The following is a 22,753-nucleotide window of genomic DNA, read 5'->3' on the forward strand; positions in this document are numbered from 1 at the left end:
GTCACAACCACCGGGGTGGCGTAGTCGCCCAGCACGCTGAGGTTGGTGTACGCCGACGTCGCGTAGACCCGCACGTAGTACGTGCCCGCCGCGGGCGCGGCGATCGTGCAGCGCTCCACGCTGCCGGCCTGCGCCGACTTGCAGTCGAACCGGACCGTGTCCGGAACGCCGCCGCGGCGAACGTAGAGGTCGGCATTGCCGTTGGCGCCGGTGGTGGTGAACACCAGGTTCGTCGCGCCCACCGGAACGTCCATGCGAAGCGTCAACGCGCCGCTGGAGCCCCTGGCCACGGCAAACGGCACGCCCTTGGTGATCGGGGTTCCGATCGGCGCGACCTTCGCCGCCGCCACGGCGGCCTCGGCGTTGACGATGCCCGCACCGATGACCTGCGACGGCGTTGCCGGGAAGGCGCGCGCGGTGCTCTTGAGCATCGCTTCGATCTGCGCCGGCGTCTTGGGCGTCGAACCCGCCGCGGCCTGCATCAGCGCGACCACGCCGGCCACGTGCGGCGATGCCATCGAGGTACCCGACATCAGGGCGTAGCCCTCGGCGGCGGGAACGGTGGTGCCCTGGTTCACCGTCGAGGCGATCTCGCTGCCCGGGGCCGCCACGTCCACCTTGGCGCCGTAGTTGGAGAAGCTCGAGCGCGCGCCGGTGCGGGTGGTCGAGGCCACCGACACGACGTTGCTGCAGTTGCCGGGGTTGAAGCCGACGACATCGGCGTTGTCATTGCCGGCGGCGACCACCACGGTGGTGCCACGAGCAACCGCGCCATTGATCGCATTCTGGGTGGCCAGGCTGCAGCTGCCTTCGCCGCCCAGGCTCATGTTGATGACTTCGGCGGGGTTGGCATTGGCCGGCACGCCGGAGACGGTGCCGCCGGATGCCCAGATGATGCCGTCGACGATGTCGGAGGTGTAACCACCGCACTTGCCGAGCACGCGCACCGGAACGACCTTGGCCTGGTGGGCCACGCCGGCAACGCCCTTGGCGTTGTTGGTGACCGCGGCGACGGTGCCGGCGACATGGCTGCCGTGCCAGCTCGAGTCCGACGCCGGATCGTCGTCGGCGCACTCGTTGGCGGCGTACCAGTCGCCTTCGTCGGCGGGATTGTTGTCGCGGGCGTTGCCATCGCGCGCGGTTTCCGCGTCACTGATGAAGTCGTAACCCGGCAGCACATTGGCGTTGAGATCGGTGTGCGACGTGATGCCGGTGTCGATCACGGCCACTACCACGCCCGCACCCTTGGTAGCGTCCCAGGCCTTGTCGGCCTTGATGCCGCCCACGGCGTCGAAGTAATGCCACTGGTTGCTCGCGTAGAACGGGTCGTTCGGGGTCATGGTGGCCCGAAGCTTCCGGTCGATCTCGACGTACTCGACGTTCGGATCGGCGGCGATCTGGCGCATCAGCGCTTCGGCCTGCACCCGATCGAGCCTGCGGGAGGTGGTCACCAGGTCGGCACCGATCGCCAGGCGGCGGGTGTGGCCGAGCGACACGGCGTTGCCACCGAAGCGGGTCGCGGCGACGCGACCGAGCGACGCGCGCACGTTGGCGAGGCTGGCGTTGCCGCTGCGGTACTTCACGATGAAGCGATCATGGCCGTGGCTGGCCTCGATGCCGCTGAGATTCACGCGACCGGCGGCGAACGCCGGGGTGGCAAACAGGCCGGCCGACAGGGCCAGCGCGGTCGCGGCTGCGAGAGCCTGCTTGCGGATGCGGTACGGACTTGCTTCTTGCATGGGGGTGTCCTTGGGGTAAGTCGGCAAGGCGCGCCAAGCGCCGTCGTTCCGGCCCGGACGCGATGCTTGCGCGCCGCATCCGCGTCCCCATCGCGGCCGATCACTCCCGGCTGGACAGGGCGATTGCTCGTGGACCCGATGCAATCGGCGGTACCGGGACGCGATGCCGCAACGGCCACTCCTGCCGTCACGCCACGACATGCACCCCCATACCCGATTCCGACCGCAGGCCGCGTCCGTTTCCGCAAAGGCCACTAGTTGGAACGCAGCCGCAGGCATCCCCCCCCGTCGCAACCGGGCAAACCCGGACCAACGGCACACAATCCGGTCGATCCGGGGCCAGCGGCCGCCCGACCCCACGCCTGCCGATACCGCTGCCCGACCCACGGCACGGCGGCGTCGCGACTACCACTCCTGACCATCGCAACGCCGCCGCGACCGCGATCGGGGCCGCTGGCGATTGCCGTCGCAACGCGCGGACCAGCATCCGGAACGCGGGCGCAGCCGCCTTCCCCCACCCGACCGGTCGCGGCAACGAAAAAACCCCGGCCGGGGCCGGGGTCTGGGCATCTCAAGCCGGGAAGCGGCTTCAACGAAGAGGTGTCAGCGCAGAGATTTCAGCGCAGCGGCTGCCCCGAGCCCAGCACTGGCTGGTGGGTGACCACGCCGTCGGCCTCGATGTACTCGACGTCGGGATCGGCGGCAAACCGTTGCATCAGCGCCTGCGCCTGTGCGCGATCGAGGGGCCGGGCGGTCCTGAACACGTCGGCCTCGACGCCCAGGCGGCGTTGCCATGCCAGGCCCTGCGACGGCGCGGTGGCGGCCAATCGTGCCGGCACCTGGGCACTGTCGCGCCCGGGGGCGCTGGCGCCGCGGTATTTCACGATGAACTGCTGGAACGGGCCGTCGCCATTGAGCGTTCCGACGATGGCCGTGCTTTCGCCGGAGCCGCCGCTGCCACTGTCGCCATCCGGGGCGTCAACGCCGCCCGACACGCCGCCCGCGGCCGCACAGGCCACCAGTCCGAGCCCAAGCAGTCCGCCCATCGCCACTCTCCACGCGCTTGCCAATCGATGCATGTCCCACTCCTGCCTCGCACCGCCGTGGTTGGCGGGCCCTGGACGCAGGCTAGCGCGGAACGCCTGAACGCGATCGACCCCGTGGGCGGCGGCATGCCCGACGACGACAGGCGCCGCGGCGGGCGGCCGACGCGCGATGTCAGAACATCCCCGTCTCCAGGCGCGCGACCTCGGACATCATGTTCCGGTTCCACGGCGGGTCGAACACCAGCTCGACATCGGCCTCGACCACGGTCGGGATCATCTCGATCTTGTCGCGCACGTCCGCCACCAGGATGTCGCCCATGCCGCAGGCCGGCGCCGTGAGGGTCATGCGGATGGCCACCACGCGTTCGCCCGGCTTTTCCTCGTGCGCGCTGACGGTGGCCTCGTAAACCAGGCCCAGATCGACCACGTTGATGGGGATTTCCGGATCGAAGCAGGTGCGCAACTGCCGCCAGACGAGCTGCTCGACGGCCTCGTCGTCGGCACCTGGCGCCAGTTCGAGGGGCTCCGGTGGCTCCTTGCCGATCGCGTCGGCGTCGCGGCCGGCAATGCGGAACAGGTTGCCTTCGACAAATACCGTCCAACTGCCGCCCAGCGCCTGGGTGATGTAGCCGACGCTGCCCGCGGGCAGGTTGACCTGCTCGCCTTGCGGCACGAGGACGGCGGCGCAATCGCGCTCGAAACGGACGGGTTCGCTGCTGCGGGAATACATGCTGGGGAGGCCCGGGGAATAACCAGTAGATTGGGCGGCCACGCGGCCAGCACAAGGGGCTGCATTCTAACGAACGCACGGCACCGCGACGCGATCGCTATGCTGTGCGGCTTGCCCGCCTCCCGCCGGACACCCCCGTGCCCACCAACCCGTCTGCGCCAGCTCGGCGCAACCCCGGTTCCAGTCCCTGGCTCTCCTGGTCGTTGTTGCTGCTCAGCGCCTGCGGATTTGCCGCGTTCTGGGTGCTGGTGGCGATCTACAGCGACCGTCAGCTCAGCTGGCTGGCCGTGCTGGGCGCGCTCGACATGGTGTGGATGCTGCGCCTGGGCAGCAACGACCGAACCCGCCCGGGCGGCATGCCGCGCGCGCTGGCAGCCGTGCTGGCGACCCTGGCGATCGTGCTGCTGGCCAACTGGGGCATCATCGCCGCCCACCTGGGTGGCGACATCGGCCTGATGCCATGGGAATCGGTGCTGAGGCTGGGCCTGCACCACGCCTGGACGTTGGCGCAGCTGGCCAACGGCGTGCTCGACCTGTTCTGGATCGTGCTGGCGCTGGCGCTGGCCGGCGTGCTCGGCGCGCGCTGAGCACCACGCGGCGCAACGTCAGGCGGTTTCGCGCAGACAAGCGGCAAACAGCCGCACCGCTTCGCCGATCTCGGCCACCGACAGGCTCGCAAAGCCCAGCAACAGGCCGGCACGGTCTGGCGGGTCCAGGTAGTACGGCGCAATGGGGTACAGCCCCAGGCCCAGGCTGCGCGCGCGCAGGATGAAGGCCTCGCCCTGCGCCTCGGTCTTGCCGGTCAGCCACACCACCAGGTGCATGCCTGCGCGCGAATCGGCGATCTCGATGCGCCCCTCGCCACACTCTCGCAAACCGGCCAGCAGTGCGGCGCGACGTTCCTTGAGGGTCTTGGCGGTGCGCCGCAGGTGACGCTCGAATCCGCCATCGGCGATGAACTTCGCCAGTGCCGCCTGTTCGATGGCCGATGAGCCGAAGTCGTCCTGCCACTTGGCGTTGATGTAGTCGTCGCGCAGGCTGGCCGGTACCACCAGGTAGCCCAGCCGCAAGGACGGGAACATCACCTTGGAAAAGCTGCCGACGTAGATCACGCGACCGGCATCGTCGAGCGAACGCAGCGCGGCCAGCGGCTGCGCGTCGTAACGGAACTCGCCGTCGTAGTCGTCCTCCAGGATCCAGCTGTCGTGGCGATGCGCGTAGTCCAGCAACGCCAGCCGGCGCGGCAACGACATCAGCGCGCCGCTGGGAAACTGGTGCGACGGCGTCACGCAGATCAGTCGCGGTGCCACGGCGGGCAACTCATCGCACTTCAGTCCCTGGTCGTCGACCGCGACGGTGCCGACGTTCGCGCCGTGGATCTGCAGCACTTCGCGGATCGCGTTGTAGTGCGGCTCCTCGACCACCGCATCGTCGCCAGGATCGAGCAGCACCCGCGCGGTCAGCGCAACCGCCTGCTGGGTACCGTCGACGATCAGCACGTCATCGGGCGACGCCAGCACGCCGCGTCGGCGCGCGAGGTAGTCGCAGACCGCTTCGCGCAGCATCGGCAGACCCTGGGTCATCGGATAGCTGGGCGATGTGTAGGCCGCCGCGTGCGAGAGCTCGCGTGCCCAAGCGCTGGTCAGCGCCGGATTGGTCACCGGCACGCCGTACTGGAACGCATAACGCACCCCGGGAATCGCCCGCCCCGGCTGGCGCAGGTGGTGATGGTACAGGCGCGCCCGACGCGCGAACTCCGTCTGCGCGGGCGACGTGCCGGCGGGCCAGGCCACGGCGGTCGGCGCCGATCGCACCAGCTGGAGCGGCGGCGCGACGTAGCTGCCCGAACCCACCCGGCCATCGAGGAACCCCTCGGCTCGTAGTTGTTCGTAGGCCGCCAGCACCGTGTTGCGCGACACACCCAGATCGCGCGCCAGCATCCGCGTCGCCGGCAGGCGCGTGCCGGCGGCGATCCGCCCGGCCAGCACCGCGCCCTTCAACGCGCGAATGAGCTGCCCGTTCAGGGTGCCACGCCCGTCCAGCTCGAAATGCATCACCACGCTCCGTCATTCATCCGCCGCAATCTACCGGATCAACGCGTCGGCGGCCGTCGACGGATTTTCCACCGTGAGCCGTCAACGCGCGACCGACCTCCGTGCACCTCGTGTTCGATGCAGTCGATGTGGCGCCGCGACTGCAAAGCACAGCCGATGCGCGGATAATCCCGCGCCCGACCAGGTCCGGTCGGCCCCCGCGATGGACTCCCATGACCGACAATTTCCCCCGCGCTGCCCTTGGCGGCGCTGTTCACCATGCTTTGCTTGCCACCGCCGTGCTGTCGACCACCGCGCTCCCTGCCGGTCTGGCCCATGCCCAGTCCGAAACCGATGCCGGCGAAGCCGTCGCCACCGATCGACATGAATCGTCCGACCACAGCATCGGCACGCGTGTCACCGGCCAGACGCTGCTGGTGATCGATCGCGAGCAGATCCTCGCCCAGGGTCTGAGTTCGATTGGCGACGTGATCCAGAACCTGCCGATGCACGGTTCGGCGGCCAACACCACCTTCGCCGGCCCCATCTCCGGCGAGACGCGGGTCAGCCTGCGCAACCTCGGTTCCCACCGCGCCCTGGTCCTGGTCAATGGCCGGCGCTGGGTGGGCAGCACCGCCCTGGATGGCGCGACCGACCTCAACAGCATTCCCAGCGTCGCGGTCGAACGCATCGAAGTGCTGACCGGAAGTGCAGCGGCGCTGTACGGCTCTGGTGCGATCGGCGGCGTGATTAACATCGTGATGCGCGATGGCATCGACGGCTTCGAGGCGAACGCCTACGCGGGCGCGTTCAGCCAGGGCGATGGCGAACGCCGCGCCTACGACCTGCTGATGGGCCACAACGGGGACCGCTTCTCGGCGATGCTGGCACTGGGATACGTGGACGAGCAGCCGGTGATTGCGGGCGACCGCCGGATCTCCCGCGAGCCGCTGTATGGCGCGCCCCTGCTCAACTCCAGCGCGACGCCCCCCAATGGCCGATTCGCGTTGTGCCCGGGTGGCTACGACCCATCGAGGGGGTTCGGTTGCAGCCTGCAGACCAGCTTTGACGGCACCCCCGGCACCTTCACCTACGACGGCGTCGGCAGCGCGCCGCGGCGATACTCCTACGCCGCCGACCACTACAACCAGACCGAAGGCAACCATCTACTGAGCCCGCAGGAACGGCACTCGGCACTGGCCAGCGCATCGTTCGATTTCACGCACTGGCTGCGCCTGCGCACCGACGTCAGCTACAACCGGCGCCAGTCGGAGCAGCTGCGCGCGGCGCTGCCGCTCGCCCTGGGCACGGCACCCGGTGCGGGCTATTTGGCGCGCCAGGTCTTCATCAGCCGTGACAGCGTCTACAACCCGTTCGGTTCGGACGTGTCCTACATCACCCGTCGCTTCAGCGAAGGCAGCGGGTACCGCAACAGCCAGAACGTGCGCACCATGGCGTTCAACGTCGCCCTGGAAAGCAACTTCATGGTCGGTGATCGCGCCTTCGCGATCAGCGCCGGGTATTCGTACGCCAGCAACCGCAACGAGACCACGATCGAGGGTCTGATCAACTACAACGCCCTGCGCGATGCATTGGGCCCGTCGTTCCGCGATGCCGATGGAATCGCCCGATGCGGGACGCCGACCGCGGTCATTGCCAACTGCGTTCCGCTGAACCTGCTCGGCGCCGGCAGCGTGACACCGGAAATGCTCGCCGGCATCAGCTACACCGCGAACGAGGAGATGCAGATCCACCAGCACAGCCGGCATATCGCGTTCTCGGGCGACCTGTTCCAACTGCCTGGCGGACCGCTGCGCCTCTCACTTGGTGCCGAGCGTCGCAACGAGTACGGCTACTCCATGCCCGACGAGCTGGTCAATTCCGGCTCCACCAATGGCAGCCCGCGCACGTCGACCGCCGGCCATGTCCACAGCGTGGACGCCTGGCTGGCATTGGACATCCCGTTGCTTGCCGACCTGCCGTTCGCCAAGCGCCTGGATATCGACGTCGCCACGCGGCGCTCGAAGTACAACAACTTCGGCGAGACGATCAACGGCAAGTTCGGGTTCCGTTGGCAGCCGATGGACGATCTGACCGTTCGCGGCGACTGGTCGGAGGGCTTCCGCGCTCCGTCGATCAACGAACTGTTCCAGGGCGCGGCCGATAGCTTCCCGACGATCAGCGACCCCTGCAACGTCTCCAACTTCCCGCGGCTCAACGTGCAGGCACAGCAGCGCTGCATCGCCTAGGGCGTGCCGGTCGGCGGCTATGTGCAAAGCAATCCGCAGATCCGCGTAACGGTCGGCGGCAACCCCGACCTGCAGCCGGAAACCTCGACCAGCACCAACCTGGGCCTGGATTACCGGCCGTCCTGGGCAGATGGGCTGGAGCTGAGCCTGGACTGGTGGCGCATTCGCCTCGAAAACACGATCCGCACCGACAGCGCCAGTCAGGTGCTCCATGGTTGCATCCTGAATGGCAGCCCGGCGTTGTGCGACCGCATCAGGCGATATGGTTCCGGCGACATCTCCACCCTGAACGCCACGAACAACAACTTCGGCAGCAGCCAGGTCGAGGGTTACGACTTCGCCCTCGGCTACCGCCTGCCGGAAACGTCGCTGGGCCGCTTCAGCCTCGCCTGGCACAGCAGCTACATCGACCGCCAGGTTCACGACCTCGACGGTGACGGACGGTTCGGCGAAGACATCTACGAGATCCCACGCATCGGCGAGGCGCTCAACGGCAATGAAGGCGGCAACACCGTCGGCCAGTACAACGCGGGCAGGTCGGGCAGCAACAACTGGCGTCTGCGTTCGACGCTGGGCACGCGCTGGGAGCTCGGCCAGTTCGGCGCCACCTGGAACGTGCGCTACTACTCGTCGCAGGAAGAGGATTGCCAGGCGTTCGAGGACTACGGCTACGGCTACCTGTGCAGCGATACCGACCGCACCCGCGCCGTGGCAGTCGATGCCAACGGCAACGGCGTCTGGGACGGCGTCGGCGGCGGTGACACGATCATCAACCGTGCGCAGGCACAGCACCACATCGGTGCGACCACCTACCACGACGTCAGCGTGTTCTGGAACGCGCCGTGGAACGCGCGCATCACGATTGGTGCCAACAACGTCTTCGACAAGGATCCGCCGATCGCGCGCCAGGCCGCGGCCAACTCGTTCGACCCGCAGTACGACGTGCCGGGGCGTTTCGTGTACCTGCGGTACTCGCAGACGTTCTGATCGTCCAGGGCGTCCCTGGCAACCCGGCCGCGGCGGCCGGATGTCAGGGACGTTGTTGAAATGACGCTCATCGAAGCCCGGCCCAGGCCGGGCTTTTTTTGTTCCCGCGATTGGCTCCATCGAACCGGCGCGGATTGGCGCTACAGGTGCGCAGGGCGGCTGGCTAGTTTTGCCTCACCGGCCAGCGAAGGCCACTTGGCAGAACCCACATGGACCTGCAACGGCACAACCTGCATGGCTCCCGGTACGTCGACCTGGCATCGGCACTCGGCGAGAGATTGCACCTGCTGCGAGTCTCCGGCCGTGGCGCGTGCGTGGACGTGCCCGCGGGTTGGTTCTCCTTGTGGCTTCCGCTGGCCGGCCACTTCAGGCTGCAGGCCCAGGACAGCCACTGGGACCTGACCCGCACCGCGATGCAGGCCTGGCGCGGCGGCTGGCTGCAATGCGAAACGCGCTCGGACGGCTGGTGGCTCGGTATCGCCGGGCCGCTGCCCGCCTGGCAGCGCCATTTGCCCGCGGCGATGTGTGCCGACGACATCGCCCTGCTGCCGATGCATGGCCCGACGCCGCGCCCGTTGCTCCGACGGCTCGTCGGTCTCGTTCGCGACGCCGACGGCGATGCCGTCGACGGCCACGATCGTCGCGTCGGATCGCTGTGCTCGGCGGTACTCGACTGGCAGCACGATCAACGCCAGCGGCTGTCGCGTTGCAGCGGGCGCACGCCGGAACGTCGCCTGCGCACCCTGTTGCGATTGCTGCACGTGCAACACCTGCTTCGCTGCCACCAGGATGCGCGCCTCGATCTGGCCCAGTTGGCGCATGCCACCGGGTATTCGCCGGGCTATCTGAAGCAGGTCTTCCGGGACGTGTTCGACGAAACCCCGCACGAGTTCGCCAACCGTCTGCGCAACCAGCGCGCCTGGCAGCTCGTTCGCGGCACCGCGCTGCCAGTGCACGAAATCACCGAACGCCTGGGCTTTGAAAGCCAGAGCGCGTTCTGCCGCTCCTTCAAGCACTCCTTCGGCGTGACCACCACCCAGGCCCGCCACGGCGCAAGGGAGACCGCCTCCCACGCCGCGTGACCTTGCATGACATGACCGGCACGACTTGACCTGCACAGCCGGCCCGCGGCCCCGACACCCGCGCTCCCACACCCACCCGCACCAACCACCAACCACCACAAGGATGATGTCGATGAAAACGCCCGCCCTGCTCCTGCTCGCCTGCGCCACCTTCGCTCTGCTTGCCGCAGGCAACGCCGACGCGCGCGGCTGCAAGCCGTTCCACGTGAAGGTGATCGATACCCCGGCGCCGCAAGGCTGTCCCACGTTCTTCTGCACCAGCGGCCTGATCGAGGGCAACCACGGCCTGCGCGGCACCATCGACGCCACTTTCGACAGCTACGCCGCAAGCCCGTCGACCACGCCCGAACCCGGCCGCACCAACTCGTTCAGTTCGGTGTCGGTGATCACCACCGCTCGCGGTACCCTGACCGCACGCGAGACGCTGATTGCCAGCACCCAGGCGCTGGACCCGAAGCGTCGCATGTTCGCCGGCTTCGCCGAGTTCACCGGCGGCACCGGCGCCTACGCTGGCGCGACGGGCTACTTCCAGTTCGGCGGCCGCCAGCACGGTGGCGTCAACGTCACCGACACGATGGTCGGGCAGATCTGTCTGCCGTAACGGCCGATAACGGGAGGCAACGTGATGGCCAGCATCCACCGGGAACTGCAACTGGATATCGACCCGAGCGATGCCTGGGCGGCGGTACGCGACTACACGGCCGTGCACCGACGTCTGGTTCCCGGCGTGCTGGTCGACACCGTCGCCGAGCCCGACGCACGCGTGGTGACCTTCGCCAACGGACTGGTGGCGCGCGAGTTGATCGTCAGTCTCGACGATGCCCGGCGTCGCCTGTGCTGGGCCTGGGTCGGCGGGCAGGCGAGCCATCACAACGCCTCGATGCAGGTGTTCGCTGGCGATGACGGCGGCACCCGCATGGTCTGGATCACCGACGTGTTGCCCGAGGCATTGGCCGGGCCGGTGGCCGAACTGGTTGAACAGGGTGCGGCGGCCATCCGTCGCACCCTGCGTCGCTCGACGGAATGAACGGCACGGCCGGGCGCGGATGCCAGCGGATCCGCGCCCGGGCAGCGACGGCGTCGCCGGGCGCGACGCGCGTCCCGGCGGTGGTTGTCGCCACCGCTCATGGCGCCGTCGGGAGTGGACACGCGCGCTGGTGCAAGCGAATCCGATCTGGCGGATGGTGCGCGATGGAACGTGTCCGACGAAGCGTGCCCGATGCTCGCGCCATGGGATCGTGCTCCATCGATCGCCCCGATGGATCGCCCCGAAAGATCGCCTTTGATGGGTCGTCGTTGATGGGCCCATCCACCCCGCAAAAGGACCTGACCCGATGACCCGCACCCCTCGCCACCTGCTGCTGTGGACCGTCACTGCCGGCCTGCTGGCCGGCGCGCTCGACCTGTTCTACGCAACCGGCTTCTGGGCGCTCAAGGGCGTGCCCGCACAGCGCATCCTGCAGAGCATTGCCGCCGGCCTGATGGGAAAGGGCGCCTTCGCCGGCGGGGCCGCCAGCGCCGCGCTCGGCCTGGCCCTGCACTTGGCCATGACGACGGCGATGGCGACGGCTTATGCCATGGCGGCGCTTGCCTGGCCGCGCTTGCGAGGCCACGTCTGGCTGCACGGACCGCTGTACGGATTGCTGCTGTATGCGGTGATGAATCTCGTGGTGCTGCCGCTGTCGGCCGTGCCCGGCAAACCCGTCACCGATCCGGTCTGGATCGTCTGCAGCATCGTCGTGCACATGGTCTTGGTTGGACTGCCGATTGCGTGGTGCGTGCAGCGCGCGTTCGCCCGTGTGACCGCCCGAGCCTCCGGTCGCGTGCAGCCTCGTACAACTTCGTAGGGTGGGCCCAGGCCCACCATCGTGAACTCGGGAGCACATGCGAACACCATTCGGCCTCGGCCTTGTGGGCCGCGGTCGATGGGTATCGCTTGCGCTCAACCCATCCTACGGAGTTGCGACCGGACGTCGCGGACGCGACGACACCGGCACTACCGACAACCGCGCGGAGGCGTCGCCTTCTCGACCGTCCGGACCACGGTCGATGGGTATCGCTTGCGCTCAACCCATCCTACGGCGTTGCGGATGGATCGCGCGTTCGGTCAATGCCCGCCGCCGTCCAGCGCCTTGAGCTCGCTGACCAGCGCGCTGACCATGCTCGCGCCATCGCCGAACAGCATGCGCGTGTTGTCGGCGTAGAACAGCGCGTTCTCGATGCCCGCGAAACCGGTGCCCTTGCCGCGCTTGATCACGATGGTGTTCCGGGAATTGACCACGTCCAGGATCGGCATGCCGAAGATCGGGCTGGCCGGGTCGGTCTTGGCCACCGGGTTGACGACGTCGTTGGCGCCGATCACCAGCGACACGTCGGTGTTGGCGAACTCCGGATTGATGTCGTCCATGTCGGCGATCAGGTCGTACGGCACGCCCGCCTCGGCCAGCAGCACGTTCATGTGCCCGGGCATGCGGCCGGCCACCGGATGGATGGCGAACTTCACCTTGACCCCGCGCTCCATCAGCTTCTGGGTCAACTCCCAGACCTTGTGCTGTGCCTGAGCCACTGCCAGGCCATAGCCGGGCACGATCACCACGCGCTCGGCGTAGGCCATCATCGCCGCCACGTCGCCGGCTTCGATCGGCTTCTGGCTGCCGCTGATCTCCTGTTGCTCGCCGCCGCCGCCGAAGTTGGAGAACAGCACGCCACTGATCGGGCGGTTCATCGCCTTGGCCATCAATCGCGTCAGCAGCATGCCGGCCGCGCCAACCATCATGCCGGCGATGATCAGCGCCTCGTTGCCCAGCACGTAACCTTCGAACGCGACCGCCAGGCCGGTGAAGGCGTTGTAGAGCGAGATCACCACCGGCATGTCGGCGCCGCCGATCGGCAGCGTCATCAGCACGCCAAGCGCCAGCGCCAGCACGAAGAACGCGATGATCGCGGGCATCGACAGGCTGTGCACCGCGATCGCGCCGGCCACCAGCATCGCCGCGAACACGGCCAGGTTGAACAGCTGCTGGCCCGGGAACACCACGCGTCGATCGAGGCGGCCGTCCAACTTGGCCCAGGCGATCACCGAACCCGACAACGACACCGCGCCAATCGCCGCACCCACCACCGCCAATACCAGGCCGACCTTCGACGGCGCCTGACCCAGCGACGAGAAACGCAGCAGTTCCACCGCGCCGATCGCCGCCGCCGAGCCGCCGCCCATGCCGTTGTAGAGCGCGACCATCTGCGGCATGTCGGTGATGGCAACTTTCTTGCCGGAGATCCAGGCCGCCGCGGTACCGATCACCAGCGCGCTGACGATCAGCGCCAGGTTGTCCAGTCCGGGCAGCAGGAAGGTCGCGGCGGTGGCAATCAGCATGCCCGCGCCGGCCCAGCGGATGCCGCTGCGCGCGGTCACCGGTGAGGCCATGCGTTGCAGGCCCAGCAGGAACAGCGTGGCGGCGACGAAGTAGCTGGCCGAGGCGGCCAGCACGCGTGCATTGCCGACGGCGTCGACGGCGACATCGGCACTCATGCCGCGCCTCCGCTCTTGCCCGCGCCGGGCTTCTGCGACGGCTTGAACATCTCCAGCATCCGCTCGGTCACCACGTAGCCGCCCGCGGCGTTGCCCGCGCCCAGCAGCACGGCGATGAAACCCACCACCTTTTCCAGCGTGGTGTCGGCATGGCCCAGCACCACCATCGCGCCGATCAGCACGATGCCGTGGATGAAGTTGGAACCCGACATCAAGGGTGTGTGCAGGATCACCGGCACCCTCGAGATGATCACGTGGCCGGCGATCGCCGCCAGCATGAAGATGTACAGCGCCACGAATCCATCACCCATCGTCGTTACCCGGCCGAGTCCATTGGTGCCCCCGATCATAACCGTCGATGAATGCGATGCATCGTGTGTCAACCGGTCACGGGGGCGGGCGTTTTCGGTGCTCGCAGGGTCGCTGCCGACCCATCACCGAGGAACGCCGCATGAAGACCGCACTGAATTCCGTCCTGGGACTGGGGTTGCTGTTGCTGATGGCCACCGGCTCGGCCGTCGCTGGCGACTACGGCGACCGCGTCGAACGGCGCATGGAGCGCCACGGCGAGCGCATCGCGCACCGACTGGAGCACCGCGGCGACCGCATCGAAGCCCGTAGCGACCGCCGCGCGGCCGTGCTGGCCGCGCACGGCCATCACCGCGCTGCCGCCCGCGTCGAACGTCGCGGCGAACGCGCGCAGCGCCGCCTGGACCGCCGCGCCGACCGCGTTGCGCGCCACTGGGAGCGCCGCGGCGAGCGGTTCGATCGCCGGTTCGACCGACGCGTTGACCGCCGGCACTGAGGCCGGGGCCTATGCTGCAACGCATGGCCACCGATGCCGACGACGACCCGCAGACCGCGCGCGCGACCCACGCGGCCGACGAGGTGCCCGGTCCACCGGCGTCGCTCGACGCGTTCCTTGCCGGCATCGGACCGCGCGCGTTCCGCTTCGCCGAGCTGGGTCTGCGCCAGCGCGACGACGCGCTCGATGCCGTGCAGGACGCGATGCTGCGCATGCTCGGGTATGCCGACCGGCCGGCGACGGAATGGACGCCGCTGTTCTGGAGCATCCTGCGCCGCCGCATCGTCGACCTGCAGCGGCGCCGCAGCTTCCGCCTGCGCTGGCTACTGCCGGCGCCGGTGCATGAGGACGGCGATGCCGTCGAATGGTCCGATGCCGGCCCGGATCCGTCGCGCAGCCACGACGGTCGCGAGGCGTACGGCCGCCTCGCCGGCGCGCTGTCGCTGTTGCCGCGCCGCCAGCGCGAGGCATTCAGCCTGCGGATCCTGGAAGAGCTGGACGTCGCCACCACCGCGCGGGTGATGGGCTGTGGCGAAGGCGCAGTAAAGACCCATCTGTCGCGCGCTCGCGCCGCGCTGCAGAAGCAACTGAAGGACTGGCAATGAAACACGATCCATCACCATCGAACGCACCGAACGCACCCGGCAACGACGACGCCGACCGCGAATTCGACCGGGCCGTGCGCGATCGCTACGGGCAGGCGCTCGCCAGCCTGCCGCCAGCCACGCTTGCCCGCCTGCGGCAGGCGCGCAGCGAGGTGGCGCAACGGCGAAGCGGTGCGCGACGCGCGTTCGGCTGGCTGCTCGCCACCGGCTGCGCCAGCGTGTTCGCGCTGGCCATCGGCCTGCAGTTGCAACGCGTCGATTCGCCCTCCGCCACTGCGCCGGCATCGGCCGTCGCGGGAACGGAGCGCACCGGCGACTTTGGCAGTGCGACCGGAGCGCTCGACGAAAACCCTGACTTCTACCTGTGGCTCGCCGCCAGCGACGACGCCCTTCCCTCGATCCAGGAGTGAATGCCATGCGCACCCCATCGACCCGCACCCCGACCCGTGCGCTACTGCGCACGACCCTGCTGACCCTGCTGTTCGCCGCCGCGCCGGCGTTCGCCGGCGACCCGGCCACCCTGCCCGCCTGGGAACAATTGACCCAGGCCCAGCGCGATCAGTTGATCGCCCCGGTCCGCGAGCGCTGGAACGCCGAGCCGGCGCAACGCACCCGCATGCTCGAACGCGCGCGCCGCTGGCAGCAGATGAGTCCCGACCAGCGGCACCGCGCCCATCGCGGCATGCGCCGCTGGGAACACATGTCGCCGGAAAACCGCGTCTACTTCCGCGCGCTGTTCGAAAAGATGCGCGAGCTCGAGCCGGCGCAACGCGACGAATTGCGCCAGCGCTGGCGTGCCATGACCCCCGAACAACGCAAGGCCTGGGTCGAAGCCAATCCGCCGCGCTCCCCGGACTCCGGGCATCCGCGTCGCCGCCACCCGCGCAATTGAACCGTGGCCCGACGGGCAGGCGTGGAGAACGCCGCCCGTCGCGGGCCGCATCGGCGAATCGGCGAATCGGCGAATCGGTACAGGTTGCCAGGCCCCCGCCCATCGCGGCGAGGATTCGCGATGCTCGACCCGCCCCCGCGGCTGTGCGGATGGCGGGAGTCGCGTTGCGTTGCGTTGCGTCAACCGACGGCGGCCACCGGGTCCGCGGGGCGCTCCGGCCATACGGTTTTGGCCAGCAGTTCGTCGCTCCAGTCGAACGCCAGCCCGCCATCCTTGAGCAGCAGGCTGACGAAGTTGTAGACGTTGCGGGCGTACATCTCGCTGGCGTGCACCGCGCCCAGGCTGGCCAGATTCAGCGGGCCGGCGACGGTCACGCCGTCGTGGTCGACGGTCTCGCCCGGCCGGGTCAGTTCGCAGTTGCCACCGGTCTCGGCGGCCAGATCGACGATCACGCTGCCCGGCTTCATCCCGGCCACCATCGCCGCGCTGACGATCTTCGGCGCAGGCCGCCCGGGAACCGCCGCGGTGCAGACGATCACGTCGATGTTGCGCAGGTGCTCGCCCAGGCGACGCTGCTGCTCGGCGCGTTCGGCGTCGGTCAGCGCACGCGCGTAACCGCCCTCGCCGGCGGCGCTGACGCCCAGGTCCAGGAACTTGCCGCCCAGCGATTCGATCTGCTCACGGGTCTCCGGGCGCACGTCGAAACCTTCGACCTGCGCGCCCAGGCGCTTGGCCGTGGCGATCGCCTGCAGGCCGGCGACGCCGGCGCCCACGATCAACACCTTCGACGGACGGATCGTGCCGGCAGCGGTGGTCAGCATCGGGAAGAACCGTGGCGCCAGCTGCGCGGCGATCAGCACCGCCTTGTAGCCGGCCATGCCGGCCTGCGAGCTGAGCACGTCCATCGCCTGCGCGCGCGTGGTGCGTGGCAGCCGTTCGAGCGGGAAGGCCTGCAATCCGCGCGCGGCGATCGCCTCGGCGCGCGCGGCATCGGCCTGCGGCGCCAACAGGCCGACCAGGGTTGCGCCCTCACGAAACGCCGCGATGCGTGCAGGCGCAGGCGGTTGCACGCACAGCACCAGGTCGGCGTCGTCAGTGGCGGCGGCGGCATCGGCGACGATCTCAGCGCCGGCGTCGGTGTAGGCGGCGTCGGTGAATGCCGCGCCGCGTCCTGCACCACGCTCGATGCGCACGCGCGCACCGGTGGCGACCAGCTTCTTGCAGGTTTCCGGGGTCAGCGCGACGCGGCGTTCGCCGTCCGCGGTCTCCGCGGCGATTCCGACGATGACGATCTGTCCTGACGAGGTTGCCGCTGCCTCACTTGCCGTGTCTGCCGCCATGCCTTCGCTCCGTGCCGGGTTTCGGCATCCTAACGAATGACTGCGGTCGCGGCGATGTCAGGCCGGTCGGGTTTCGTTGTCGAGTTGTTCGCGCACGTGACGCATCGCTTCCTCGAACGCGTTGCGCCCGCCACCGAACTGCAACCGGCCCACCACACCCAGCGCGGCAAGCTCGTCCTTGGAGGCAACCAGCACGCGCAAGCCGCGGTTGTTGACCAGCAACATCCTTCCGGTGAGCGGACTGGTCCAGGCGAGCTTGGTGGCCACGATGTCGCCATTGCGATCGGTGAGCTGCAGGCCGTCGCCGGGCTGCAGCGCGGCCAGGCGCTCCATCCACGTCGGGTCCGGTGCCAGCGACACCGCGCCCTCGACCAGCCACTGCCGTGCTTCCTCGACACTGTCCTCGATCACCGAGGACGGCGGCGCCGGATGCAGGTCGCGCGGCGCGTCGGGCCACGCCAGTGTCTTCACCAGCAACGCCATGCCGTGTTGGGCCGCGCTGTCGTCCAGGCCCGAACTGGCGAGGCATTCGACAATGGCCGGCTCGAGCGCGAGCAGGCGATCGGCAAGTTCGCGACCACGGCCGTCCGCGGAGAGGCGGTCGGCGGTCACCAGCGCGTCACCCAGCGACACGGCCTCGACATAGCGGCCCGGGCCCGCGCCATCGCGCAGCAGTGTCTGCACCAGGTGGTGGCGCCAGGAGGTCGACAGGAACTCGGCGACCGCATGGCTGACTGGCGGCGCGGCAAGGCGGCGGGCGACCACACTGTCGGCGCGCTCGCGCGCCTGGTTGAGGCGTTCGCGGCCGAGCACGGTCTTGGCGGCGCGCTCTTCCTGCAGTTCGATGCGGCGGCGCTGCTGCTGCAGCAGCCCATCGAGCTCGGCATGGGCCAGCTCGAACACCGCCAGGTCCTGGTTGTACTCCGCCACCACGCGCTGCGACAGCAGCGCGGCGCGGTCAAGCAGTTCGCGCTCCTGTGGCGTCTCGGCGTTGTTGCCGGCGCAGGCCTCGGTGATGACATCCAGCAGGCGGCGTGCCGGGTGCTCGTGCACCTCGAACAGCCCGCCGTCGGTCAGCGCCAGCTTCACGAACGGCAGCACCAGGCGCGCATACAGGCGGCGCGCGCGTTCTTCGAGATCATGGTTCTGGAACAACGAGTCGAACAGCAGCGCGACCATGTCGATCGCGTCTTCCTCGTCGTTGCTGAAGCGGGTCTGCTCGGGGTTCAGGCCGAGCCGGCGCGAACCGTCGTTGAGCCGCTCGCGGATGGCTTCACCCAGCCTGCCGTTGCCGGCCAGCGCGCGCGCAAACGTATCGGGCGGTTCGCGCTGCAACAGCGAGGCGACGCTGACGACCTCGTCGACGCGCAGTTCGCGGCGCCCCACCGGCGCCCGCCGGCTGGCCGCATCGACCACGCCTTCGGGCAACTCGCCACGCACGCGGGCTTCGCGCCATGCGCGCAGCAGGCCCCGCAGTTCGCCCAGATCGGCCGCGTTGGGAATCTCGGCACCCGTCCACGGCGAACCACCGCCCGCATTGCTGCCGCTGACGGCACCTGCCGCTACGCCCATGCCATCCGCTCCCCCACCGTTGCCTCCCTGGCGATTGCCGTCTCCACGGACGTCTCCGCGCCCGCTGGTTTCGTTGCCGTGCCCCGGTTGCCCCGGGACATCGAAGCCACTGGAGACCAGCAGCGCGTTGACGCGGTCGTACATCTCGCCCAGCAGGCGAGTCAGCTCGAGCTCGTACTGGCGGAACAGCTCAGCGCGCAGCAGCGCCGGGATCTGTTCGCTGACGAAGGTCTCGATGAATGCCGCCAGCAGCCTGCCCGGACCGATCGGGTTGGCCGCGAACGGCACGCCGAGCATGTCGGCCATGCCGTGCAGGCGCGAGTCGAGCAACTGCAGCTGACGCATGAAACGTTGTTCGATTGCGTCGCCAACCTTCTGGCCGGCGAGGTGGAACTCCAGCTGGGTCTCATCGACCAGCCCCAGCGGGAGTTCGCCGCGGCTGCGGATACGCAGCGCGCGAAAATCGTCGAAGCCCTGCGCCACGTGCTGGCGGTAACGCATCACGTGCGAGGCATGGTGCTGGCGCAGCACCCACAGGGCCGCATGGTCCTGGTACTGCTGTGCCTGGTCGGTACCGGCGAGGGTGGCGTTGAGCGCCGCCTCGGTCGGTTCGTACAGGGACCCCGGCAGGTTGCCGAGTTGTTCTACGGCGAGGCGTTTGATCTCCTCGAGTACGCGGAATGGATCGGCGCGTACCGCGCGGACGGAACCGACGGTTTGATTGGACACGGTAACTTCCCCAGACAGACGTGACGTCATGCGTCTACTACCGTCCATGTACGCTGCAGCACAGTGGCAAGATACGTCAGTCTTTTGCCATCACAGTGTGACCGATGTCACCAAACATACTCCCCCAGACGGACGGCGTCGCCGATCCGTTGGCTACGCTGGACCATCGCCGGTCCACCCCGCCCAAGCAGCTGCAGGCTCCCGGCCCTGACCAGGCCACGCTCTTGCGCATGCTGCAGTCGGCCGTGCGGGTGCCCGACCACGGAAAACGGGTCCCGTTCCGCTTCATCCGGTTCGAGGGCGAGGCCCGCCACGCGTTCGGCCGGCAACTGGCCGCCCGCAGCCTGGAACGCGACCCCAACGCCAGCGAGGCGGTCATCGACAAGGACCGGATGCGATTCTCACACGCCCCACTGGTGGTCGCGGTGATCGCCCAGCTTGGCCCGGACGAGAAGATTCCCGAGTCCGAGCGCCATTCGAGCGCGGCCTGCGTGTGCTTCTCGCTGCTGCAGGCGGCCGACGCGCTGGGCTTCGGCGCGATCTGGCTGACCGGCTGGCTGGCCTACGACGAACAAGTGCGCGGCTGGCTCGGCCTGGCCGAGCACGAGCACGTCACCGGCTTCATCCACATCGGCACGCCGAAACTGGCCGCCCCCGAACGCGAACGCCCCGACCCACGGGCCCTGCTCAGCGATTGGGCGCCGGCATGAGCACGCCTGCGACGGGCGCTGCCCGCCCGGTCTACCTGGTGGACGCCAGCATGTACGTCTTCCGCGCCTGGCACTCGATCCCCAACGAGTTCCACGACGCCGAAGGCTGGCCCAGCAATGCCGTGCACGGATTTGCGCGTTTCGTGCTCGAACTGCTGGAACGGGCGCGCCCGCAGCACATCGTGGTCGCTTTCGACGAGGCACTGGACTCGTGCTTCCGCAACCGCATCTACCCGGACTACAAGGCCAATCGCGAGCCCGCCCCGGAAGAGCTCAAGCGCCAGTTCGTCCATTGCAAGGCGCTGTGCGAGGCGATGGGCCTGGCCGTGCTGGCCCATGGCGAGTACGAGGCCGATGACCTGATCGGCAGTGCGCTGGTGGCCATGCGCCCGCAAGGCTTCCGCGGCGTGATCGTGTCGGCGGACAAGGACCTCTCGCAGTTGCTGGTCGACGCCGACGAGCAATGGGACTACGCCCGCAACCAGCGCTGGAGCGCGGCCGGCGTGCCCGAGCGGCATGGCGTGGAGGCGCGCCAGATCGCCGATTACCTGGCGCTGTGTGGCGACGCGGTCGACAACATCCCCGGCGTGCCCGGCGTCGGCGCGAAGACCGCGGCGGCGTTGCTGGCCCATTTCGACACCCTGGACGCGGTGCTGGCCCGGGTCGAGGAAATCCCGTTCCTGCGCCTGCGCGGCGCCGCCAGCACCGCGGCCAAGCTGCGCGCGCACCGGGACCAGGCCCTGCTGTGCCGCCAGCTGACCACGATTGCCTGCGACGCGCCGCTGTCGGGCCATCAGGACCAGTTCGCGCGCGGCAACGCCAACGCAGGCGCCCTGGGCACCCTGTGCGAAGCGTTACGCTTCGGTCCGATGACCCGGCGCCGGTTGCACGAAGCGGCCGGCGTCGACTTCGCACCGTCACCGTCTGCCACCTAGCATCGACACCGCAGCCCGACCGACGGCTGCAAGGACCCCCATGGACAGCCGCATCGAATCCGCACTGATCGCCGCCCAGAGCGTCGAAACCCTGTACCAGGGCAACTGGCTGCGCATCCAGCGCCGCGGCCGCTGGGAGTACGCCGAACGCACGCACGGCACCGGCATGGCGGTGATCATCATCGCCATGACCCCGGACGACCGGCTGCTGTTCGTCGAACAGCTGCGCGTGCCGCTGGGCCGGCGCACCATCGAGATGCCGGCCGGACTGGTCGGCGACCAGGCCGGCGAGGACACCCTCGAGGATGCCGCGCGCCGGGAGCTGGTCGAGGAGACCGGCTGGCAGCCCGAACACGTGGAAGTGCTGATGACCGGCCCGACGTCGGCCGGCATGAGCAGCGAGCGGGTGGCCTTCGTGCGGGCGACCGGGCTGCGCCGGGTAGGGAACGGCGGCGGCGTCGATGGCGAGGACATCGTCGTGCACGAGGTCCCGTTCGCACAGGCACCGGCATGGCTGGTGGCCCGCCAGGCCGAGGGGTTCGAGCTAGACCTCAAGCTCTGGGCCGGGCTGTGGATGGTCGAGCGCAACCCGGACGGGTCGCCGGCGCGCTGAGACGCCTCGGTCGCCCTCGCCTGCGTCAGGCGTTAGCGCGCCTGGTCACACGGTCCAGGGCGGCACGGGAAAACGGATCGGCACGAACGCCGCGTCGCTCCTGCGGCGCATCGGCCGGGGTAGGCGCAGCGCCACCCCGGCCTCGCGAAACCGCACGTGCGAGCGACCTCTTGCTGGCGCCGCACGTGACGCGGGCAATCAGGCGAAGCGGTCGGTCGCACGCACCAGGGCGTCGATGTTTTCCAGCTCGAACGCGGAATGGCCCGACGCCGGCGTGATCACCAGCTCGGCCTTCGGCCATGCCTCGTGCAGGTCCCAGGCATTCTGCACCGGGCAGACCACGTCGTAGCGCCCGTGCACGATCACACCGGGGATGTCGGCGATGCGGGGCGCGTCGCGCAACAGCTGGTTGTCGACCTCGAAGAAGCCGCTGTTGACGAAGTAGTGGTTCTCGATGCGCGCAAACGCGAGCGCGAACTGCGGGTCTTCGTGGCTGTTGGCGAAGTCCTCGTCGATGTGCAGGAAGCTGGTCGCGCCTTCCCATACGCTCCAGGCCTGGGCGGCGGCCAGTCGCACGGCCTCCTGGTCCGAGGTCAGGCGGCGGTGGAACGCGCTGATCAGATCGTGGCGTTCGACCTCGGGGATCGCTGCCAGGTACTGCTGCCACGCCTCCGGGAACAGGCGGCTGGCGCCTTCCTGGTAGAACCACTCCAGCTCCCAGCGACGCAGCATGAAGATGCCGCGCAACACCAGCTCGGTGACCCGATGCGGATGGGCCTGTGCGTACGCCAGCGCCAGCGTCGATCCCCAGGAACCGCCAAACACCTGCCAGCGCTCGATGCCGAGCCGGGTGCGCAGCGTCTCGATGTCGTCGACGAGGTCCCAGGTGGTGTTGTCGACCAGGTCGGCATGCGGCGTCGAACGGCCGCTGCCACGCTGATCAAACAGCACGATGCGGTACTTGGCCGGATCGTGGAAACGACGCATCTTGTCGCTGCAGCCGCCACCCGGACCGCCGTGCAGCATCACCACCGGCTTGCCATCGGGATTGCCACACTGCTCGTAGTACAGCGTGTGGCGGTCGTCGACCTTGAGCGTTCCGACGTCGTAAGGCTGGATCTCGGGATAAAGCGTGCGCATCTTGCGGACCCGAAGCG

20 protein-coding genes and 2 pseudogenes are annotated in these 22,753 nt (G+C 68.9%); 13 read left to right on the top strand and 9 right to left on the bottom strand.

The window, feature by feature from the left end; translation table 11 throughout:
• Positions 1–20 precede the first annotated feature (20 nt).
• From EER27_RS06895 to sufT, 3 genes and pseudogenes are all read right to left on the bottom strand, one after another.
• A pseudogene (locus EER27_RS06895) lies at positions 21–1,739 on the bottom strand (S8 family peptidase); the annotation flags it as partial.
• A gap of 617 nt (positions 1,740–2,356) precedes the next feature.
• Entirely contained in the window at positions 2,357–2,818 is a 462-nt protein-coding gene (locus tag EER27_RS06900) for a hypothetical protein (protein WP_148040972.1), read from the bottom strand.
• Between the two features lie 139 nt (positions 2,819–2,957).
• Positions 2,958–3,515, bottom strand: coding sequence for a putative Fe-S cluster assembly protein SufT (sufT, locus tag EER27_RS06905; protein WP_123087317.1), 558 nt, complete (start codon positions 3,513–3,515; stop codon positions 2,958–2,960).
• Positions 3,516–3,652: 137 nt separating this feature from the next.
• Here sufT and EER27_RS06910 point away from each other — a divergent pair, with 137 nt between their 5' ends.
• Entirely contained in the window at positions 3,653–4,102 is a 450-nt protein-coding gene (locus EER27_RS06910; RefSeq protein ID WP_148040973.1) for a hypothetical protein, read from the top strand.
• A gap of 18 nt (positions 4,103–4,120) precedes the next feature.
• Here the strand turns inward: EER27_RS06910 and pdxR are convergent, their stop codons facing one another.
• A complete protein-coding gene (gene pdxR / locus EER27_RS06915; RefSeq protein WP_123087319.1) occupies positions 4,121–5,569 on the bottom strand; it encodes a MocR-like pyridoxine biosynthesis transcription factor PdxR in 1,449 nt (482 codons plus the stop codon).
• 212 nt (positions 5,570–5,781) lie between these two features.
• Here pdxR and EER27_RS06920 point away from each other — a divergent pair.
• The 5 genes and pseudogenes from EER27_RS06920 (at position 5,782) to EER27_RS06945 (ending at position 11,713) form a co-directional block, all read left to right on the top strand.
• Positions 5,782–8,784 (top strand): annotated as a pseudogene (locus EER27_RS06920) (TonB-dependent receptor domain-containing protein).
• A gap of 209 nt (positions 8,785–8,993) precedes the next feature.
• Positions 8,994–9,866, top strand: a complete 873-nt coding sequence (locus EER27_RS06930) for a helix-turn-helix transcriptional regulator (protein WP_123087322.1) — start codon at positions 8,994–8,996, stop codon at positions 9,864–9,866.
• Positions 9,867–9,978: 112 nt separating this feature from the next.
• On the top strand, positions 9,979–10,467 hold the full coding sequence (locus tag EER27_RS06935; RefSeq protein WP_148040974.1) for a hypothetical protein: 489 nt from the start codon (positions 9,979–9,981) through the stop codon (positions 10,465–10,467).
• A 24-nt stretch (positions 10,468–10,491) separates the two neighbouring features.
• On the top strand, positions 10,492–10,893 hold the full coding sequence (locus EER27_RS06940) for an SRPBCC family protein (protein WP_123087324.1): 402 nt from the start codon (positions 10,492–10,494) through the stop codon (positions 10,891–10,893).
• A gap of 307 nt (positions 10,894–11,200) precedes the next feature.
• Entirely contained in the window at positions 11,201–11,713 is a 513-nt protein-coding gene (locus EER27_RS06945) for a hypothetical protein (RefSeq protein ID WP_123087325.1), read from the top strand.
• 260 nt (positions 11,714–11,973) lie between these two features.
• Here the strand turns inward: EER27_RS06945 and EER27_RS06950 are convergent, their stop codons facing one another.
• Positions 11,974–13,395, bottom strand: coding sequence for an NAD(P)(+) transhydrogenase (Re/Si-specific) subunit beta (locus EER27_RS06950; RefSeq protein ID WP_123087326.1), 1,422 nt, complete (start codon positions 13,393–13,395; stop codon positions 11,974–11,976).
• Positions 13,392–13,706 (bottom strand): NAD(P) transhydrogenase subunit alpha part 2, encoded by a 315-nt coding sequence (locus EER27_RS06955; protein WP_123087750.1) that lies wholly within the window; start codon positions 13,704–13,706, stop codon positions 13,392–13,394. Before EER27_RS06955 ends, EER27_RS06950 begins: the two co-directional genes overlap by 4 nt.
• Before the next feature lie 140 nt (positions 13,707–13,846).
• Here EER27_RS06955 and EER27_RS06960 point away from each other — a divergent pair, with 140 nt between their 5' ends.
• From EER27_RS06960 to EER27_RS06975, 4 genes are read left to right on the top strand one after another with little or no spacing between them, the layout of a single operon-like run.
• Positions 13,847–14,200, top strand: a complete 354-nt coding sequence (locus EER27_RS06960; protein ID WP_123087327.1) for a hypothetical protein — start codon at positions 13,847–13,849, stop codon at positions 14,198–14,200.
• 23 nt (positions 14,201–14,223) lie between these two features.
• A complete protein-coding gene (locus EER27_RS06965; protein WP_123087752.1) occupies positions 14,224–14,805 on the top strand; it encodes an RNA polymerase sigma factor in 582 nt (193 codons plus the stop codon).
• Entirely contained in the window at positions 14,802–15,215 is a 414-nt protein-coding gene (locus EER27_RS06970; protein ID WP_223807213.1) for a hypothetical protein, read from the top strand. The genes EER27_RS06965 and EER27_RS06970 overlap by 4 nt, the downstream gene beginning before the upstream one ends.
• A 5-nt stretch (positions 15,216–15,220) precedes the next feature.
• Positions 15,221–15,697, top strand: a complete 477-nt coding sequence (locus tag EER27_RS06975) for a DUF3106 domain-containing protein (RefSeq protein ID WP_123087328.1) — start codon at positions 15,221–15,223, stop codon at positions 15,695–15,697.
• Between the two features lie 179 nt (positions 15,698–15,876).
• Here EER27_RS06975 and EER27_RS06980 read toward each other — a convergent pair whose 3' ends face one another.
• The gene (locus tag EER27_RS06980) at positions 15,877–17,037 is read right to left on the bottom strand and encodes an NAD(P) transhydrogenase subunit alpha (protein WP_123087329.1); all 1,161 of its coding nucleotides are present in this window, start codon (positions 17,035–17,037) and stop codon (positions 15,877–15,879) included.
• A gap of 57 nt (positions 17,038–17,094) precedes the next feature.
• Positions 17,095–19,338 carry a DUF1631 family protein gene (locus EER27_RS06985; protein WP_190285685.1) on the bottom strand — a complete coding sequence of 748 codons (2,244 nt, stop codon included), beginning with the start codon at positions 19,336–19,338 and terminating at the stop codon, positions 17,095–17,097.
• Positions 19,339–19,442: 104 nt separating this feature from the next.
• Here EER27_RS06985 and EER27_RS06990 point away from each other — a divergent pair, with 104 nt between their 5' ends.
• From EER27_RS06990 to EER27_RS07000, 3 genes are read left to right on the top strand one after another with little or no spacing between them, the layout of a single operon-like run.
• Positions 19,443–20,048 carry a nitroreductase family protein gene (locus EER27_RS06990; protein WP_123087331.1) on the top strand — a complete coding sequence of 202 codons (606 nt, stop codon included), beginning with the start codon at positions 19,443–19,445 and terminating at the stop codon, positions 20,046–20,048.
• Positions 20,045–20,983, top strand: coding sequence for a 5'-3' exonuclease (locus EER27_RS06995; RefSeq protein ID WP_123087755.1), 939 nt, complete (start codon positions 20,045–20,047; stop codon positions 20,981–20,983). Before EER27_RS06990 ends, EER27_RS06995 begins: the two co-directional genes overlap by 4 nt.
• Before the next feature lie 40 nt (positions 20,984–21,023).
• Positions 21,024–21,596, top strand: coding sequence for an NUDIX hydrolase (locus tag EER27_RS07000; RefSeq protein ID WP_123087332.1), 573 nt, complete (start codon positions 21,024–21,026; stop codon positions 21,594–21,596).
• A 198-nt stretch (positions 21,597–21,794) separates the two neighbouring features.
• On the opposite strand, the gene pip is transcribed toward EER27_RS07000, so the two are convergent.
• Positions 21,795–22,736 carry a prolyl aminopeptidase gene (gene pip, locus EER27_RS07005; RefSeq protein ID WP_123087333.1) on the bottom strand — a complete coding sequence of 314 codons (942 nt, stop codon included), beginning with the start codon at positions 22,734–22,736 and terminating at the stop codon, positions 21,795–21,797.
• Positions 22,737–22,753: the final 17 nt, after the last annotated feature.

Origin of the sequence: Montanilutibacter psychrotolerans, assembly GCF_003719825.1 — a bacterium.
GTDB classification, from domain to species: domain Bacteria; phylum Pseudomonadota; class Gammaproteobacteria; order Xanthomonadales; family Xanthomonadaceae; genus Montanilutibacter; species Montanilutibacter psychrotolerans.

What these genes read in the sequence shown, in the direction of transcription:
- EER27_RS06930 (WP_123087322.1), top strand. Translation starts at nt 8,994, where the DNA reads ATGGACCTGCAACGGCACAACCTGCATGGCTCCCGGTACGTCGACCTG.
- EER27_RS06970 (WP_223807213.1), top strand. Translation starts at nt 14,802, where the DNA reads ATGAAACACGATCCATCACCATCGAACGCACCGAACGCACCCGGCAAC.
- EER27_RS06990 (WP_123087331.1), top strand. Translation starts at nt 19,443, where the DNA reads ATGTCACCAAACATACTCCCCCAGACGGACGGCGTCGCCGATCCGTTG.
- EER27_RS06945 (WP_123087325.1), top strand. Translation starts at nt 11,201, where the DNA reads ATGACCCGCACCCCTCGCCACCTGCTGCTGTGGACCGTCACTGCCGGC.
- sufT (WP_123087317.1), bottom strand. Translation starts at nt 3,515, where the DNA reads ATGTATTCCCGCAGCAGCGAACCCGTCCGTTTCGAGCGCGATTGCGCC.
- pip (WP_123087333.1), bottom strand. Translation starts at nt 22,736, where the DNA reads ATGCGCACGCTTTATCCCGAGATCCAGCCTTACGACGTCGGAACGCTC.
- EER27_RS06940 (WP_123087324.1), top strand. Translation starts at nt 10,492, where the DNA reads ATGGCCAGCATCCACCGGGAACTGCAACTGGATATCGACCCGAGCGAT.
- EER27_RS06965 (WP_123087752.1), top strand. Translation starts at nt 14,224, where the DNA reads ATGGCCACCGATGCCGACGACGACCCGCAGACCGCGCGCGCGACCCAC.
- EER27_RS06935 (WP_148040974.1), top strand. Translation starts at nt 9,979, where the DNA reads ATGAAAACGCCCGCCCTGCTCCTGCTCGCCTGCGCCACCTTCGCTCTG.
- EER27_RS06950 (WP_123087326.1), bottom strand. Translation starts at nt 13,395, where the DNA reads ATGAGTGCCGATGTCGCCGTCGACGCCGTCGGCAATGCACGCGTGCTG.
- EER27_RS06955 (WP_123087750.1), bottom strand. Translation starts at nt 13,706, where the DNA reads ATGGGTGATGGATTCGTGGCGCTGTACATCTTCATGCTGGCGGCGATC.
- EER27_RS06975 (WP_123087328.1), top strand. Translation starts at nt 15,221, where the DNA reads ATGCGCACCCCATCGACCCGCACCCCGACCCGTGCGCTACTGCGCACG.
- pdxR (WP_123087319.1), bottom strand. Translation starts at nt 5,569, where the DNA reads ATGCATTTCGAGCTGGACGGGCGTGGCACCCTGAACGGGCAGCTCATT.
- EER27_RS06980 (WP_123087329.1), bottom strand. Translation starts at nt 17,037, where the DNA reads ATGGCGGCAGACACGGCAAGTGAGGCAGCGGCAACCTCGTCAGGACAG.
- EER27_RS07000 (WP_123087332.1), top strand. Translation starts at nt 21,024, where the DNA reads ATGGACAGCCGCATCGAATCCGCACTGATCGCCGCCCAGAGCGTCGAA.
- EER27_RS06960 (WP_123087327.1), top strand. Translation starts at nt 13,847, where the DNA reads ATGAAGACCGCACTGAATTCCGTCCTGGGACTGGGGTTGCTGTTGCTG.
- EER27_RS06900 (WP_148040972.1), bottom strand. Translation starts at nt 2,818, where the DNA reads ATGCATCGATTGGCAAGCGCGTGGAGAGTGGCGATGGGCGGACTGCTT.
- EER27_RS06995 (WP_123087755.1), top strand. Translation starts at nt 20,045, where the DNA reads ATGAGCACGCCTGCGACGGGCGCTGCCCGCCCGGTCTACCTGGTGGAC.